This is a genomic window from Streptomyces sp. 6N223, assembly GCF_052246635.1.
Lineage (GTDB): Bacteria > Actinomycetota > Actinomycetes > Streptomycetales > Streptomycetaceae > Streptomyces.
This window is the reverse complement of record NZ_JBQQCA010000078.1, coordinates 1-15,160: the sequence shown is the minus strand read 5'-3', so window position 1 is coordinate 15,160 and position 15,160 is coordinate 1. Positions and strand designations below refer to the sequence as shown.

Annotated in this window: 14 protein-coding genes; 5 read left to right on the top strand and 9 right to left on the bottom strand. The window is 68.6% G+C overall.

The genetic code is table 11. From position 1 onward, the window contains the following. The first annotated feature begins 143 nt into the window (after nt 1-143). Nucleotides 144-4,103 (top strand): type VII secretion protein EccCa, encoded by a 3,960-nt coding sequence (gene eccCa, locus ACTWQH_RS30550; RefSeq protein ID WP_443290047.1) that lies wholly within the window; start codon nt 144-146, stop codon nt 4,101-4,103. 247 nt (nt 4,104-4,350) lie between these two features. On the opposite strand, the gene ACTWQH_RS30545 is transcribed toward eccCa, so the two are convergent. The 7 genes from ACTWQH_RS30545 to ACTWQH_RS30515 all read right to left on the bottom strand — a co-directional run bounded on the left by ACTWQH_RS30545 (nt 4,351) and on the right by ACTWQH_RS30515 (nt 12,031). After that, nucleotides 4,351-4,920 carry a hypothetical protein gene (locus ACTWQH_RS30545; RefSeq protein ID WP_443290046.1) on the bottom strand — a complete coding sequence of 190 codons (570 nt, stop codon included), beginning with the start codon at nt 4,918-4,920 and terminating at the stop codon, nt 4,351-4,353. 12 nt (nt 4,921-4,932) lie between these two features. Beyond that, nucleotides 4,933-7,077, bottom strand: a complete 2,145-nt coding sequence (locus ACTWQH_RS30540) for a hypothetical protein (protein WP_443290045.1) — start codon at nt 7,075-7,077, stop codon at nt 4,933-4,935. Next, complete coding sequence (locus tag ACTWQH_RS30535; protein WP_443290044.1) at nt 7,074-7,574, bottom strand: hypothetical protein; 501 nt, start codon at nt 7,572-7,574, stop codon at nt 7,074-7,076. Before ACTWQH_RS30535 ends, ACTWQH_RS30540 begins: the two co-directional genes overlap by 4 nt. Nucleotides 7,575-7,789: 215 nt before the next feature. Then, complete coding sequence (locus tag ACTWQH_RS30530; RefSeq protein WP_443290043.1) at nt 7,790-8,080, bottom strand: WXG100 family type VII secretion target; 291 nt, start codon at nt 8,078-8,080, stop codon at nt 7,790-7,792. Nucleotides 8,081-8,101: 21 nt separating this feature from the next. Further along, the gene (locus ACTWQH_RS30525; protein ID WP_443290042.1) at nt 8,102-8,461 is read right to left on the bottom strand and encodes a WXG100 family type VII secretion target; all 360 of its coding nucleotides are present in this window, start codon (nt 8,459-8,461) and stop codon (nt 8,102-8,104) included. Nucleotides 8,462-8,497: 36 nt separating this feature from the next. Next, nucleotides 8,498-9,757: a S8 family serine peptidase gene (locus ACTWQH_RS30520; protein WP_443290041.1), complete on the bottom strand. Its 1,260-nt coding sequence runs from the start codon at nt 9,755-9,757 to the stop codon at nt 8,498-8,500. A gap of 1,824 nt (nt 9,758-11,581) precedes the next feature. Continuing rightward, nucleotides 11,582-12,031, bottom strand: a complete 450-nt coding sequence (locus tag ACTWQH_RS30515; RefSeq protein WP_443290040.1) for a hypothetical protein — start codon at nt 12,029-12,031, stop codon at nt 11,582-11,584. A gap of 189 nt (nt 12,032-12,220) precedes the next feature. Between ACTWQH_RS30515 and ACTWQH_RS30510 the strand changes: the two genes are divergently transcribed. Beyond that, nucleotides 12,221-12,487, top strand: coding sequence for a hypothetical protein (locus ACTWQH_RS30510; protein WP_443290039.1), 267 nt, complete (start codon nt 12,221-12,223; stop codon nt 12,485-12,487). Here ACTWQH_RS30510 and ACTWQH_RS30505 read toward each other — a convergent pair. Beyond that, the gene (locus ACTWQH_RS30505; protein WP_443290038.1) at nt 12,477-12,884 is read right to left on the bottom strand and encodes an ATP-binding protein; all 408 of its coding nucleotides are present in this window, start codon (nt 12,882-12,884) and stop codon (nt 12,477-12,479) included. The genes ACTWQH_RS30510 and ACTWQH_RS30505 overlap by 11 nt on opposite strands. A gap of 101 nt (nt 12,885-12,985) precedes the next feature. Here ACTWQH_RS30505 and ACTWQH_RS30500 point away from each other — a divergent pair, with 101 nt between their 5' ends. The 3 genes from ACTWQH_RS30500 to ACTWQH_RS30490 are packed head-to-tail and all read left to right on the top strand — an operon-like array spanning nt 12,986 to nt 14,260. Then, nucleotides 12,986-13,822 carry a helix-turn-helix domain-containing protein gene (locus ACTWQH_RS30500; protein ID WP_443290037.1) on the top strand — a complete coding sequence of 279 codons (837 nt, stop codon included), beginning with the start codon at nt 12,986-12,988 and terminating at the stop codon, nt 13,820-13,822. After that, entirely contained in the window at nt 13,794-13,997 is a 204-nt protein-coding gene (locus tag ACTWQH_RS30495; protein ID WP_443290036.1) for a DUF397 domain-containing protein, read from the top strand. The genes ACTWQH_RS30500 and ACTWQH_RS30495 overlap by 29 nt, the downstream gene beginning before the upstream one ends. After that, complete coding sequence (locus tag ACTWQH_RS30490) at nt 13,997-14,260, top strand: DUF397 domain-containing protein (RefSeq protein WP_443290035.1); 264 nt, start codon at nt 13,997-13,999, stop codon at nt 14,258-14,260. Before ACTWQH_RS30495 ends, ACTWQH_RS30490 begins: the two co-directional genes overlap by 1 nt. A gap of 27 nt (nt 14,261-14,287) precedes the next feature. On the opposite strand, the gene ACTWQH_RS30485 is transcribed toward ACTWQH_RS30490, so the two are convergent. Further along, on the bottom strand, nt 14,288-14,986 hold the full coding sequence (locus ACTWQH_RS30485; protein ID WP_443290034.1) for a class I SAM-dependent methyltransferase: 699 nt from the start codon (nt 14,984-14,986) through the stop codon (nt 14,288-14,290). Nucleotides 14,987-15,160 lie beyond the last annotated feature (174 nt).

Here is a 15,160-nt window from a genome sequence, read left to right as displayed (position 1 = left end):
CCCCCTCGGGCCTGTTGGGCTTACGCCAGGCGTACGGACGTCGCAACGGGCTGCGTTCACTACCCTACCCGGGGTGCTGTCAGTGATCGCCAGTAGGATCCGGAGTGTCCGCTACGCGGATCGAACGCGGGGGGTGCGTACCGGTGAGCCAGATCGTTCTGAAGCGTCCGCCACGGGCCTTGCCCAGGCAAGTGCCCGGCGAGGCCGTGCCGTTGCGGCCGCCGCCCGAGCTGCCCAAGGGGCCGCAGGAGGGCGTCCTGATGCAGGTCGTGCCGATGCTCGGCATGGGCTCGTCGGTCGTCTTCTTCTTCATGCCGGGCGCGCATCCCTTCATGCGCATCATGGGGATGCTGATGATGGTCTCCACGATCGGGATGGTCGTGGCGATGGTGGTGCGGTTCCGGCGCGGCACCCAGGGGCAGATGGCGGGCATACGCCGCGACTACCTGAAGTACCTCGCCCGGGTGCGCGACGAAGTGCGCGCCACGGCGCGGGCGCAGCGCGACGCGCAACTGTTCCTGCACCCGGCGCCCGACCAGCTGTGGGCGTTAGTGGCCGAGGGCAGCCGGGTGTGGGAACGCCGCCCGGCCGACCCGGACTTCGGGCAGGCGCGGCTGGGGCGGGGCGCCCACCAGCTGGCCACGCCGCTGGTGGAGCCGCAGGCGGCGCCCGTCGACGAGCTGGAGCCGCTGACCGCCGGGGCGCTGCGGCGTTTTCTGGACACGCACGGCACGGTGCCCGACCTGCCGATGGCGGTGTCACTGCGCGGCTTCCACCGGATAACGCTCCTCGGGGACGCCGAGACGGTCCACGGTGTGGCGCGCGCGATGCTCGCCTCGCTGGTCGCCCTGCACTCCCCCGAGGACCTGACGGTGGCGGTGGTCGCGTCCAACGACCGCTGGGGCTGGACCAAGTGGCTCCCCCACACCCAGCTCGCCTCGCTCGACGGCGCGGGCACGCGGCGGCTGATCGGCCGGAGCGTCCCGGAGGTCGAGCGGGAGCTGGCGGACGGCCTCGTGGGGCGGGGCCGTTTCGCGGCGGACGGCCGCCCGGTGCTGGACCGTCCGCACGTCGTACTACTGCTCGACGGCGGCCACGGTCGCATACCACCGGACTCGGCCTTCGCCTCCCCCGAGGGCCTGCAGGGCGTCACCGTGATCGACCTCGCCCCCGGCGAGCCCGGCTCCCCGGAGGCGCCAGGGCCGGGCCTGTCCGTGATCTGCCACCCCGGTTCCCTGCGCCTCCAGGCACCCGGCGGCGTGGCGTACGAGGGCACACCGGACGTGCTGTCACTCCCCTCGGCGGAGGCCCTGGCGCGCCAGCTCGCCCCGCTGCGCATGGGCGGCAGCACGGACGAGAGCGAGCCGCTGCTGGCCAACCTCGACTTCGCGGACCTGCTGGGGCTGGGCGATCCGGCCACGGTGGACGTGGAGCACACCTGGCGGCCGCGCTCCGCCGGGGAGCGGCTGCGTGTCCCCATCGGCGTCGATGAAGACGGCCAGCCCGTGATGCTGGACCTGAAGGAGGCGGCACAGGAGGGCATGGGCCCGCACGGCCTGTGCGTGGGCGCGACGGGCTCCGGCAAGTCGGAGCTGCTGCGCACCCTCGTCCTGGGCCTGGCCGTGACCCACACTTCGGAGACGCTGAACTTCGTCCTGGCCGACTTCAAGGGCGGCGCCACCTTCGCCGGCATGGCCACGCTCCCCCACGTCTCTGCGGTCATCACCAACCTCGCCGACGACCTCACCCTCGTGGACCGAATGGGTGACTCCATCCGCGGCGAGCTCCAGCGCCGCCAGGAGCTCCTGCGCGCCGCCGGAAACTACGCCAACCTGACCGACTACGAGAAGGCCCGCGCCGCCGGCGCCCCACTGGCCCCCCTCCCCTCCCTCGTCCTGGTCATCGACGAGTTCTCGGAACTCCTCTCCGCCATGCCGGACTTCATCGACATGTTCATCCAGATCGGCCGCATCGGCCGCTCGCTGGGCGTGCACCTGCTGCTCGCCTCCCAGCGCCTGGAGGAGGGCCGACTGAAGGGCCTGGACACGTACCTCTCGTACCGCATCGGCCTGCGCACGTTCTCAGCCGCCGAGTCGCGCACCGCCATCGGCAGCCCCGACGCCTATCACCTCCCGCAGATCCCGGGCTCCGGCATCCTGAAGTCCGGCACGGACGTGATGACCCGCTTCAAGGCCGCGTACGTCTCGGGCCCCTACCGCGAGCCCTCCGCCCGACCCACCGCACCCACGGCCCCCGTGCCTGCGGCCCGCCGACCGGTCCTCTTCACCGCCGCCCCGGTCCCACTGCCGAGCGTCACCACCCCTCGCGCCGACACGCCCGGCTCTCCCCCACCCCCGGACGACGCCCTGGCTGACACCGTCCTGGACGTGATCGTCCGCCGCCTGGAGGGCCAAGGCCCGGCCGCCCACCAGGTCTGGCTCCCACCGCTGGACGCCCCGTCCACGCTGGACCAGCTCCTGCCGGGACTCCGCGCGATGCCGGACCGCGGCCTCCAGGCCCCCGGCCGCTCCGGCGCCCTCGCCATCCCCCTCGGCCTGGTCGACAAGCCCTTCGAACAACGCCGCGAGCCGCTCGTCCGCGACTTCTCCGCCGCCGGCGGCCACATGCTCATCGTCGGCGGCCCACAGTCCGGCAAGTCCACCCTTCTTCGTACCCTGGTGGCCTCCTTCGCCCTGACCCACACCCCGCGCGAAGTGCAGTTCTACGGCCTCGACTTCGGCGGCGGCGGCCTGTCGGCCATCGCCGACCTCCCCCACGTCGGCGGCATCGCCTCCCGCCTCGACCCCGACCGCATCCGCCGCGCCATCGGCGAGGTCGCGGGCGTCCTGTCCCGCCGCGAGGAGTTCTTCCGCCAGCACAACATCGACTCCATGCCGACCTACCGCCGCCTGCGCAACTCCGGCCAGCTGCCGGACGAGCAGTGGGGCGACGTCTTCCTCCTGATCGACGGCTGGGGGGCGTTCAAGCAGGACTACGACATGTCCCTTGAACCCGTCATCGCCGACCTCGCGGCCAGGGGCCTGGGGTATGGGGTCCATCTGATCGTCACCGCCGCGCGCTACATGGAGCTGCGCCCCGCCCTTCGGGACCAGCTCACGACCCGCCTGGAGCTCCGCCTCGGTGACACGCTGGACTCGGAGTTCGATCGACGGGTCGCGGCCGCCGTCCCGGCCGAACTCCCTGGGCGGGGTCAAACGCCGGACAAGCTGCACTGGATGTCGGCTCTCCCGCGCCTGGACGGCTCACCCCGGTCGGATGACCTGGCCCAGGGTACGGTCCACCTGATTCACACCGTTCGCCAGCACTGGTCGGGCCCGGATGCTCCTCAGATCCGCACGCTGCCCTCTCTCGTCCCCGTCCAGGAGCTGCCGAATGGCCCGGCCCCATCCGACCACGCGATCGCGATCGGCATCGGCGAATCAGATCTGCAGCCCGTCTTCGTCGATTTCGACAGGGACCCGTTCCTGCTCGTGGTCGGCGAGAGCGAATCCGGGAAATCTGCCGCACTCCGTCTCATCATGAAACAGCTCACCGAGCGCTACGCCCCCGACCAGGCTCGCTTCGTCGTCACCGATTTCCGCCGCTCGCTCATGACGGCTCCGGCGGAATATGTCTCAAGCTACGCGTCCACGGAGCCGAAGTTCGCGACGGACATGGCCTCCATCGGCGGCCTCTTCGAACGTCGTGCACCTCGTGAGGACATCACCATCCAGGAACTCCGCGCCCGCAGTTGGTGGCAGGGCGCTCGCGCCTTCGTCTTCATCGACGACCACGACCTGGTATCGACCGTCTCGAAGAACGCGTTCAGCGTCCTCATCCCGCACCTGGCCTACGCCCGCGACGTGGGCATCAGCTTCATCGTCGCTCGCAACGCGGCGGGCATCTCCCGCGCGCTCTTCGACCCCTTCATTCAGCGCCTCCGCGACCTGGGCGCCCAGGGAATTCTCCTCTCTGGTGATCCGAAGGAGGGGGACATCCTCCACAACACCAGGGCGCGCCCCCTTCCGCCTGGACGCGCGGTCTTCGCTACACGCAGGCGGAGTACGCCGCTCTTCCAGCTCGGCTGGGTGCCGGAGGAGTAACGACCTGCTACGGCTGGGGAGTTCGCATGGGCGCTGCCTCTATCTGGCATTGGCCAATCAACGCTCGCCGTACTGGAAATGCGTCGGGGTGGCCACGTTCGCCTCGTCGGCTCTCTGGAGAGTTTCTTCCAGTGGCACGACATACCTCCAGCCGATCGTCGAGGCGGCCAGCGCCTGCGGCGTGACGCAACCGTAGCTCAATGCCCGGCTTCGTACCTCGCGGGCCGCAACGGCGGCAGGCGAGATTTCACGAGGATGATGCTGGCACCTCGCACTCGTAGAGCTCGCGTATGCCGACGACGTATGAGCGGAGGAGGTCTTCGAGGCGGTCCATGCGCTCGTCTTGGTCATCGAGGGTGTCGGACCCAACCAAGCCGACCTGTACCATCAGCGTTTCGCTGTGGTCCTGCCGTTCTTCCTCGTGACATCGGAAGGTTGCGCCGCCGCCCGAGGAATACACCACACCCTCTGCCTCAACGTCCACGCTGCGGGGGTCTGAGAATGTGTTCTCCCGCGCCCAGTCCATTGGATTCCTGAAGTACGCGCCGTACGGTACCACTTCGAATCTGACGTTCCGCTTCGAGTCGATCAGGACCTGGCACTCTCCGGGAGGTGAGAAGTCCCTGATTCGCTCCGTTTCGAAGGTGTCGCCAGTCCTGAGAAATGGCTCAAGGGTCTGCGAGTCGATTTCCACCCCGCAGATCTTTTCAGGCAAGGAGTAGTTACGCTCTTCTTCGCTTCCGCAGGAGAGGAGAAGAATTGAGGCAAGTGACAAGGTGGCAGGGAGTGCGACGCTCGGGGCGCGGCGAGTGAGCATTGCGATGATCCTCTAGAGATTCTTGCCGTTGTTTACGCTGTCTTTCAGATTGTCCAGTACTTGAATCTCCGTCTGGTAGCCCGGAGCAGATTCTCCCCATTCGGCATTCTGGCGCCACCACAAGTCCGTGAACGCTCCCAGTTGTGCGTCGCGGCGTTCTGCGAGATTTTCCGTGTCTGCTTCGAGTTCTTCCTCGATGATCCTCTGCTCGTCCTGCAGCCAGCCCTCAATAACCATGTCCACGCCGATGGCCGCTCCGGCGGCGTAGATGCCGCCACCGCCCGGTATGAAGCCGACCGCGCTCCCGAGCGCGGCGCTGGTCCAGTTCGCTCCTTCGCCCGCCGACTCGCTGGCCTCCTCGGCTCCCGCTTCCAGCGCGTCGACGCGGGCCGCCTCGAGGAAGCCGATGGTCTCTCCAGTGCCGATGAGAGTGTCGCCGGGGTTGTTTTGCGGATTGGTGATGTAGTCCGTGAGATGGTAGTTCATCCCCTCGTTCAGCAAGGCATATGACTCCTCACCCCGCGAGATCTGTGTGACCACGTCGTACAGGTCCCCCTTGTCCATAGGGCGCTCGTCCAACGGGAGGGTCATCGTGTCCACGAAGTCGCTCCCGTGATTGACCAGCATTGCTGACACCGGATTGCGCAGTTCCTCCGGGAAGTCGTCCTCCGTCTCGGCCAGGATGGAAAGCGCGTCGTTCCGCAGCTGGTCGTGCTTCCAGTCCTCCCCGACCGGCTCAGCCGACAGGTCGTGAGGATTGAGGCCCGTCGTGGCCGCGAGCAGGGCGTTGCCGGTCGCGTCGAGGGAAGCGGTGGTGTAGCTCTCGCTTGTCTCTCCCTGCAGGATGCCGTGCTCTCCCTGGCGGTCGACCAGCAGGTATTGCATGGTCTCTGCGTTCTCGCCCATGGAGAAGATCTGCGTCGCCGCCGCCGGATTGTGGCTGAGCGCCTCCATGTATCCGGTCATGGGGTCCAGCCGGAAGGCGTCGCTGCCCATACCGGTGGGCGAGGTGCCGGTGTAGGCGGTCTCCCACTCCGACCCGGGCGGGTCCATTCCCTGTTCGAACTCCAGCAGCGCGTTGCCGTAGTCCGTCAGGAAGTCCTTCCCGAACTTGCCGGTCGCATCCCCGGCCTCCGTGCCCATCAGGCTGCTCATGAGCTGGTAGCCGTACGGCTGCCAATTCGGGTCGCCGTACTCGTCCCCGAACCGCTCGTCGCCCAACTCGATCATGTTGCGTTCCCAGTCCTGCATCGCGGGATCTCCGCTCCGCGTCGCCAGGCCCAGCGTCGCGCCCAGGTTGGACTGCAGGTCCGTCAGCAGCTGAGTCCGGTCCTCGCCCGCCGCGAACTGATGCCCCGGGTTCAGCATCTGGTCCCAGAACTCCAGCGTCCCCCTCGCCCCCAGCCCCGTCGCCAGGTAGGTGGCGAACGCCTCGTTGTGGGCGTGCTCGGTCAGCAGCTCGTTGAGGCGCTCCAGGTCCCTGTCCGTGATGTCGGCGGGGCCGCCGGTCATCAGGGCCAGCGCGAGCTGGGCGTCCTGCTCGCCGTACCACTCCCTCGCCTCGTCCAGGTCGCGCCACGCGCCGTCCACGAATCCGGTGCCGTCCGGCCCCGCCAGGTCGTTCAGCGCCTGTTTCGCCGCCGTGTCGTACTCCGCCGCCTCGGCGAGGATGGCGGCGATCTGGGCCTCCAGGTCCTCGATCTCCGCCAGCCGCTCCGGCGGCCGGAGGTTCTCGTCCGGCAACCCGGCCAACAAGGGGTCCTGCAGCGACGGCGACGGCTGATTGGGGTCCTGCGGCGGGGCGGTCACCTTGCCGTCGGACCCGATCTCCAGCCCTGTCTCCCGCGCCTCGTCGCGCAGCGTCTCCAGCCGCTGCTTGCATGAGCGCAGCGCGTCCCGCAGATCCGACAGCACGCCGTGGATGCCCCTCGCCTCCTCGAAGGCTAACTGGAAGTCCCCGGCGACGGCGACCACGTACCCACGTGTCACGCCCGCGTTTTCGCCGCGCCAGTTGGCGGACTCGGCCTTCGCCTTCATCCCGTCCCGGGCCTGCTCGGCCAGGTCGTCCAGGCCCTGGTACGTCGACCTCCAGTCCTCCACCGCCGAGTCGAGGTCGGAGACGCGAAGATCGATCAGCTCATGGTAGGTCGGCATCACTCAAGCTCCATGATGGCCGGGTTGAGCCCTGCGGCGGGCCGCTGCTCCGACGGCCGGTTGAAGTCCTCCGGGGTCATGCCGAACGCCTCCATGAAGCGCACCTGGGACGGGCTCAGGCCACTGGCTTCGGCACTGGCAGAGGCGTTCCGCAGCCCGGCCGCGATGTCGTCCTCCTGCGCGGCGTGCGAGGAGATTGTCACGCCGAGGTGCTCCTCGATCGACTGGCAGGCGTCGGCGAGCATATTGGCCTTCTCCACGAAGCGCTCACGCACCGTAGTCAGCGCGTCCCCGCTGTCGAGGCCGCCGTCGCGCAGCGCCCGGCTCGCCGCCGCGCTGGACGGCCCGGCCGTCTGGCGCTGCGTTCTCAGCCCGGTGCGCAGCTCGTACGCCTCGTCCCCGATCGGCGTCAGCTCCGCCGAGTGCACGACCAGATCGTCGTCACCCGGTGTGTCGGGGATCTCCGGAGCCCCCGCCGACCCGCCGTCCGTCAGGCCCATGTCGACCATCCCCCTGCGTGTCCGCCCGATCGTCCACGGTAGCAAGCAGGGCTGTCACACCTCGGTGGTCCAAGAGGCGCGTAGCACCTCCGTGCGCTCGCCAGTGAATTCGGATAGATCACCATTCAAGTCCTAATGCTTCCTGCATGGCGCGGTGTAGTGGCAAAGGCGGACTACTAACGCCACTACACCGCACACGTTGGAGTTGACGCTGATCAGGCTCCCATGATGCGGGAAGCGTTCCGGTGGTCCTGGCTCTGGTAGGAGGCGCGGGCGTTGCTGACAGACGTGCCCGTGTTGGTCTGGACGATGCGGAGCTTGTCCAGTTCCTGAGTGAAGGCGTTCATGTTCACGTTGAACGCTCGCATCGCCTCGCCGTCCCAGCCGGCCGCGACGGACCGGAGGCTCGTCTGCAGCGTTTCCAGCCGCTCGACAAGATTGCCCGTTACCGTCCTGATCTGCTCGGCGCCGAGGTCCAGCGCACCATATCGGACATTGAGAGTCATGGGATCTCCTCGATTGTGATGTCAGATGTTCAGGATGGCCGTGTTCACGTTCTGCAAGTCAGACGTGACGTTCTTCAGTTCGGCGGCGCGTTCCTCTTCCTCGCCCGCGAAGCCGTCCCTGCTCATTTGGACCAGCTCGCGGAGATTCGACAGCGCCTGGATGAGACGGTCGAGGTTGACGTTCGCGTCGCTCTGGCCGGTGTTGAACTGCGCTGCTGCAGCGCCCTGCCAGCCGCCCGTCACATCGGACAGCATCGCGGTGAGCGTCGAGTGATCCCCCCGCAGGTATTCGACTGCCTGATCGAGGTCGGCCAGGAGACGCGTGATCGGGTCGTCTTCGACCCTGAGGTCGCTCGCGCCGCCAGATGCTCCCTCGGACATGTTGTGCCCTCCCTTGTCAGTGATGCTCCTGTGTTGTCACAGCCGCGTCGTGCTGCGGCGGTGAAGGATGAGTGCTGTGAGAACTCCGGCCGCCAATACCGCTGCCGCAAGGCCGAAGAGGATGAAGGCGCCGGAGTTGGAGTCGCTGGAAGCTTCCGCCGCCGCGGGGTTGTCTGTCGCTGGGGACGCGCTGGGGTCGGCTGTGGGTTCCCCGTCCGGGTTGGGAGCAGAGGTGGGGACTGATGCCTCTTCTTCAGTGGGATCGGGGGTTGGTGGAGGATCCAGGGTTGCCTCGAAAGAGGCGAAGAGTGGGTTGGTGTCGGGGTCGCCGGGGTCGCCCTCGCCGTGGAGGATGACGCGGTCGGGGCGGACCATGCCGTAGCCGATCTCGTCGTTCCGCTCACCGTTCGCCGGGCCGTCTGCGGTTTCCATCATCACGCGGAGGACCTGGTTCTTCGTCCAGTCCGGATGAGCTGAACGAATCAGGGCGGCTGACGCGGAGGCCAGGGCGGTGGCGCTGCTGGTCCCGCCTGACATCAGGCACACTTCGTGATCGGGCCACTCGCAGTGCCCGGGGGCATCGCTGGCGGGACCGGCCAGCGCGACGTGAGGGCCTCGCGTGGAATAGTCCTCACGGGCCCCCGTGCTGTCCACGGCACCAACGCCGATCACTCCATCAAGCTTTGATGGAAACTCAGCCGAGTTGTCGATGTCACCTCGGTTGCCGGAAGCTGCGAAGATCAGTACGTCTTGACGCGCAGCCTCAGCGAGAGCATCCTCTACTTCCTCTCGTGACGCCCCGGCGACCTGTGATGCCTGAGAGATACTGATGATCTGAGCTCCTTCGGCAACTGCGTATTCAATCGCGTCTGCCATGCGCTGTTCGTATCCGAAGTCAATTACGCCGTCCTTCGCGGTGACGCGAATGGGAAGAATCTGGACGCCTGGTGCGAGTCCTTGGATTCCATCACCCAGACCTGTGCCGGCAATCAGGGCCGCCATACTGGTCCCGTGACCTGTCTCGTCGATGTGAGCCCCATCCGGACTGAGCGTCAGGTCGGTTCCCTCCAGGACTTGGCCTTCCAACTCGGACACCGAGTCATCGACGCCGGAGTCGATCACCGCGACGGTCACCCCCTCTCCCCGCGCCTGCTCCCATATATCGTCCGCCCGGAGGGTCTCCAGGTACCAGGGATCCTGTGGACTGTCGGCTTGGGCTGATGATGTCGCGGCCGCCACCACCGACAGGCTTGAGACCAGTAGCAATCCCACAGTGCGGGCGAAGTGCCGTGTCATGAGGTTTGTCCCTCCCCCTCTGACCGCTGGACATCGATATTCCCCCGTGTGTCCTCGGTGTTGCGTTGCGGCCCTTGGTGTTGGTCAGGCAAGCCGATAACGCCCTGGGGTTTGGGCAATTCGGTGCGCTGCTGGCCGCTCTCGCCTGCGCGGCCGTCCATCGTTGCCTGCCCGTAGGTCCCCGCACCGGCTTCTGTGCCAGACGAGGCGGAGGTTCGGCCGGTGATGACCAATCCGTCGTACCCGTCAGCGGACGAGCGAGGCGCGCTTCGGCCCTGGGCAACTGAGCCGTCTCTTCCGCTCATGCCGCTGTGGGGTTGCTCGCCTTCGCTGACCGGACGACCCGTTTGCGAACGCTCCGCCGGCGGCCTGCCCGTGTGGACGACGCCGCCCTGCGGAATCCGTGAACCCTGGCTGTTGGAGCCGTCCACCGGGCGCGGGATACCGCCGACGATCCCGTTCTGCTCCTGCGGACACCACCCCTGACGCGACCGACCACGGCTGGTGTCCGCCCCCGAGCCTCCAGCAACGGGAGGGCGTCCAGCCACCGGCGTTCCGCCCTCGCTGACGGGGATCCCCGTGATCGCCGGGGGCCGTCTCACAGTGGGCGACTGCGGCGTGGGTGGCACGGCGCGACCTCCTACGATCGGCGGTCGGCCGACCGTGGGCCCCTGAGCGTTCCCGCCACCGACGGGACTCCGTGGCGTCAGCTGACCCGTGCCACCGCCCACCATGGGGCGCCCCGCTGGGAGCGGCTGACCACCCGGCGTTGCGGGCCGGGGAGCCGCGGTGGGAGGGGTGGGGCGCCCGCCCACGGGTGGTTGGCCTCCCGGCACAGCAGGTCGGAGAGTCGTCTCACGCGGGGGTACGGCGCCATGACCCGAGAAGGGTTGCCGGCCGGGAGCGAAGCCAGGTGGCGGCGTGCCGGGAGGAACCGTCAAACCACTTCCGCCGCTAACCGGTGGGCTCGGGGCCGGTGGTCCGCCGCCGCCGTCCGGTGTGACCGGAGCCACTCCCTGAGGAGGAATCACACCGACGGAATCAAGAGTCGTGCCTACCACGCCGTCACTACCCCAGCCCTCCCCGGATGGCGCCTCCGTTGCAGGAGTGGGCCGGAGCTGACCGCCCTCACCAACGCTCCCGGGAAGTACGCCCCCCTGAGGATTGGAGGGCATCGTGCCCGCTGCCGCCGTCCCAGGCTGCGTCCCAGCATGTGGCTGCGGCGACGCAGCCCAAGCACCTGAACCTGCCGAACCTCCCCCGTTCCAGTCCTCATGCAGCTCCACCGGCAGCACGTCGAAACGCGGCTCCTCCGCGTTTCCCATGAGATCGGTCGAGACGCGGTAGTAGGACGCCAAGCGCTCGACGACGCGGATTGCCTCCTGGCGGTCGGATTCCGCCTGCATCTCGGCCAACGGGGTGGCCCTGGCCTCCGGGCTCGTCACGGAGTCGGGCAGCGGCGGCATCGTGGTCTGGGCCTCGCGGAGGGCCGTGCCGGCGGTGATCATGGCCTCGCCGATGGTGTCGGCGTAGTCGCGCAGGACGCTCGACTCCTGGCCGAAGTGCTGGCCCCAGGCGCGGAACGCCTCGGCCGCCTCGCCCTCCCATGCCACGCGCCGCATCCGCTCCGCGATCTCCGCGCCGATGACGCCCAGCACCTCGGCCGCGTCCATCAGCGCGTAGCCACGGTCCGAGAGCACCTCCGGGTTGCCGTCCTGGACTAACGACGCCAGCAGTTCGTGCGAGTAGAGCTCGAACTCGCTCATGGTGTCGCGCCTCCCTGGTTGTGGTCGTCTCGTTCCTGCGTGATGTCTCCAGCGCCGATCACAAGGCCGTCTGGGGCGCGCCGCCCCCGCCGCCCACAGTCCCGTCGCCCGTGGTCTCGGAGAAGTCGGGCTGGGCGGCGTAGATGTCCTCCCAGCCCGACATCAGCGAACGCAGCCGTGCTACCTGCTCCTCCTCCACGGCCTCGTAGCCGCGTTCGGAGATGAGGGTGGCGATGCCGAGGGCATCGACGGCCTGGCGCTGGACGCGGGCCAGGGTGCGGAGGCGGTCAAGGACCGTGGAGTAGCGCGAGGTCAGGCCGGAGACCTCGGCGATGGAGCCGCCGGCCTGGGTGGTGGTGACGTCGAGGCCGCGGAGTTCGGACGCGGCGGCGTCCGAGGCGCCGAGCTTGATCATGAGTGCGTCGAGCACGCGGGTGAAGTCGCTGAGCACCATCTCCTCGACGACAAGGTCCCCCTGGCCCACCGGCTGACGTGGGTCGTCGTTCATCCTGCAGCCCTCCCCTGGCTGGGCCATGGGCTCCCGAAACGGGTCGTAGCCCCACCATCACCCATGGCGAAACCCATCGTAACCAGCCAAGCCCGGGCCGGTGCAAGGTGGTTACTGGATGGTTGCTGAAACAGCGTGCGTCTTCGCTGGGCCGTAACGGGACGGTGCCCGAACGCTTATGCTGCTGCCGTGACTTCGACTCAGGAGGGCCTCACCCCACGGCAGGCGCGTCGGCTGCGGATGACGATCGCGGCGGCGGCCATGGTCGCCATGGCCGTGGTTCTCGTCGTCAGGCTCGGTGATGGGTCGTCTCTGCAGTCCATCGGCCTGTACGGGGCGGCGTTCGTGCTGTCCGGGTCGGTGTATGAGATGAGCCGGCGGGGGCGGACGCGCCTGGGGATGTGGGTGCTGGTGACGGGGTTCGTGCTGGTGATCGGCGCGGACTTCATGCTTTGAGGCGAAGCCAGACCGTCTTCCCGCCGCCGCCGGGGAGCGGGGTGACGCCCCAGGCGTCGGCGAGCTGGGCGAGGAGGGCCAGGCCGCGCCCGGACTCGTCCCAGAGGGCGGGGGTGCGCGGTTCGGGCAGGACGGGGTGGCGGTCGGTGACCTCGATGCGGATGCCGGTGGCCTGGCGGAGGAGCGTGACGCGGCACCAGCGGTCCGGGACGTGGCGGATGACGTTGGACAGCAGCTCGCTGGTGGCGAGTTCGGCCGGGTCGGTGAGGTGGGGCAGCTCCCACAGGCGCAGGTACGCGCGGAGGATGCGGCGTACGTGGCGGGGTGAGTGGTCGCCGCAGGTGAGGGCGAAGCGGTAGAGGTGTGGGGTGGCCGGGGCCGGCGGCTCGTCGTGCATGGGGCCAGGCTGCGGCGGCGACGCTACGGAGGGCTACTGATTCAATCCAAAGAGCTGCGTTTTTGTGTTGAGGGAGACTTCGGGTGGGCAGTTAGTCACACATGGTGAACTTGAGGGAGCTGGATCCCGGGGCCTCGCCCCTGGCGTACTTCGGATCGGAGCTGCGGCGGCTGCGCCAGGCGGTGGGGCAGACGCAGGAGGAGACGGGCAGGCTCGTCTTCCTCACGGGGTCGCAGATCGGGCAGTTCGAGAACGCCGTGCTGATGCCGAAGCGCGAGCAGGTCGAGATGCTGGACCAGGCGGTCGAGGCGAACGGGGCCCTGCTGCGGACCTGGCCGATGATCAGCCGGAGCGCGCTGCCGCAGTGGTTCCAGAAGCAGGCCAACGTGGAGCGGAAGGCCACGGAGATCTACTCGTGGCACACGCATCTGGTGCACGGGCTGCTGCAGACCGAGGAGTACGCGCGGGCCGTGCTGGCCGCGATGCACAGCCAGAACCTGGACGCGCGGGTCGAGGCGCGGATCGAGCGGCAGGCGATCCTGCGGCGGGAGGACCCGCCGGTGGTGTGGGCGGTCATCAGCGAGGCGGTGCTCCACCAGGAGATTGGCGGGAAGGCGGTGATGCGGCGCCAGCTGGGGCACCTGCTCGGCTTCCGGGAGAACGATCTGGTTAATGTGCAGGTGCTGCCGTTCTCGGCGGGCGTGCACGCGGGGCTGATGGGGGCGTTCACGCTGCTCAGGTTCGGGGACATGCCGGATGTGGCGTATGACGAGAACTACGACGGGGGGACGGCGACCGTGGATCCGGCCAAGATTCGTGACCGTGCGCTGCGTTACGATCACTTGCAGGCCGCCGCGCTCTCGATCGAGGGCTCGGCGGCGTTGATCGCCCGCGTCATGGAGGAGCGCTATGGAGAAGAGTCCGGGGACGAGGCTTGAGTGGCGTAGGTCCAGCTACAGCGGTGACACGGGTGGTGAGTGCGTGGAGGTCGCCGCCGGGGACGGCGGGGTCGCCGTGCGGGACTCGAAGCGCGGTGAGAGGGCGTACGCCGCCGTGTCGGCCGATGCGTGGCAGGCGTTCGTGGACGGTCTGATCGAAGGGAGCATGCGTTGATGGCGACGACGGAGACGCCGGAGGAGATCGCGGCCCGCAAGGAGCGGGAGAAGAACGAGCTGTACTCCATGGACATCTCGGGCGTGGAGTGGATCAGCGCGCCCGGCGGACCGGAGGACGAGAAGGTCGAGATCGCGTACCTGCCGGGCGGGGCCGTGGGGATGCGGAACTCCAAGGATCCGGACACGGTGCTGCGCTTCACGGCCGCGGAGTGGGAGGCGTTCGTGCTGGGGGCGCGGGACGGGGAGTTCGACATCGAGTAGGCGGCGGTGACACCGGTGTCGGCGGCATCAGCGCTTGACGCAGGTGTAGGCGCCGAAGACCGGGGAGCGGTAGGTGGCCTCGGCGATGTCGAAGCCCGCGGTGGTGAGCATTGGTTCGAGGAGCCAGCGGTAGGTGCTGTGCTCGGTGCGGATGTGGGTGGCGAGGTCGTCGGCCGTGTAGCCGTCGGCGGGGTCGGTGGGGGCGTTTGCCAGCCAGTCGGTGAAGACGGATTCGGTCTGGGTGGGGTGGAGGTCGTAGACCAGGTCGCGCAGGCGCAGGACGCCGCCCGGGCGGAGGGTGCGGGCGATGCGGTCCAGGGCGATGGTCTTCCAGAAGTCGGGGAGCTGGTGGAGGGCGTGGCGGGTGTGGACCGCGTCGGCAGGTGAGGTGGGGAGGGGGAAGGTGAGGAAGCCCGCTTGGGTGCAGGTGATGTTGGTGAGGCCGGCGTCGGTGGCGCGCCGGCGTATGACGGCGAGCATGGCCGGGGAGACGTCCACGGCGACGACGTGGGCGAAGGCGCGGGCGGCGGCGAGGGAGAACTGGCCGGTGCCGGCGCCGATGTCGATGACCGTGGCGGAGGCGTCCACGCCGTTGGAGCGGAGGGCTTCGATGTCCTCGGCCGGGTCGGGGTAGCCCTGTTTGCGGTCGAACGCCGCGACATACGCGGGGTCGAGGTGTTCGGGGCCGGCGTGGGCCAGTTCGTCCGGGTACCACGGATAGCTCATTGGGAGATCGTGGCAGGGGTGGCCGGTTAGACGCGCGGGATTTTCCGGCGGCGGCGGTCGCGGTGGACGAGGGCGGTGCCTGCCAGGGCGGCCGTGAGGATGGCGGTGGTGAGGAGGGCGTAGGGGGCGAGGCGCTGGTTGCGTTCGGCGTGGGATTCGCCGAGGACGAGGGGC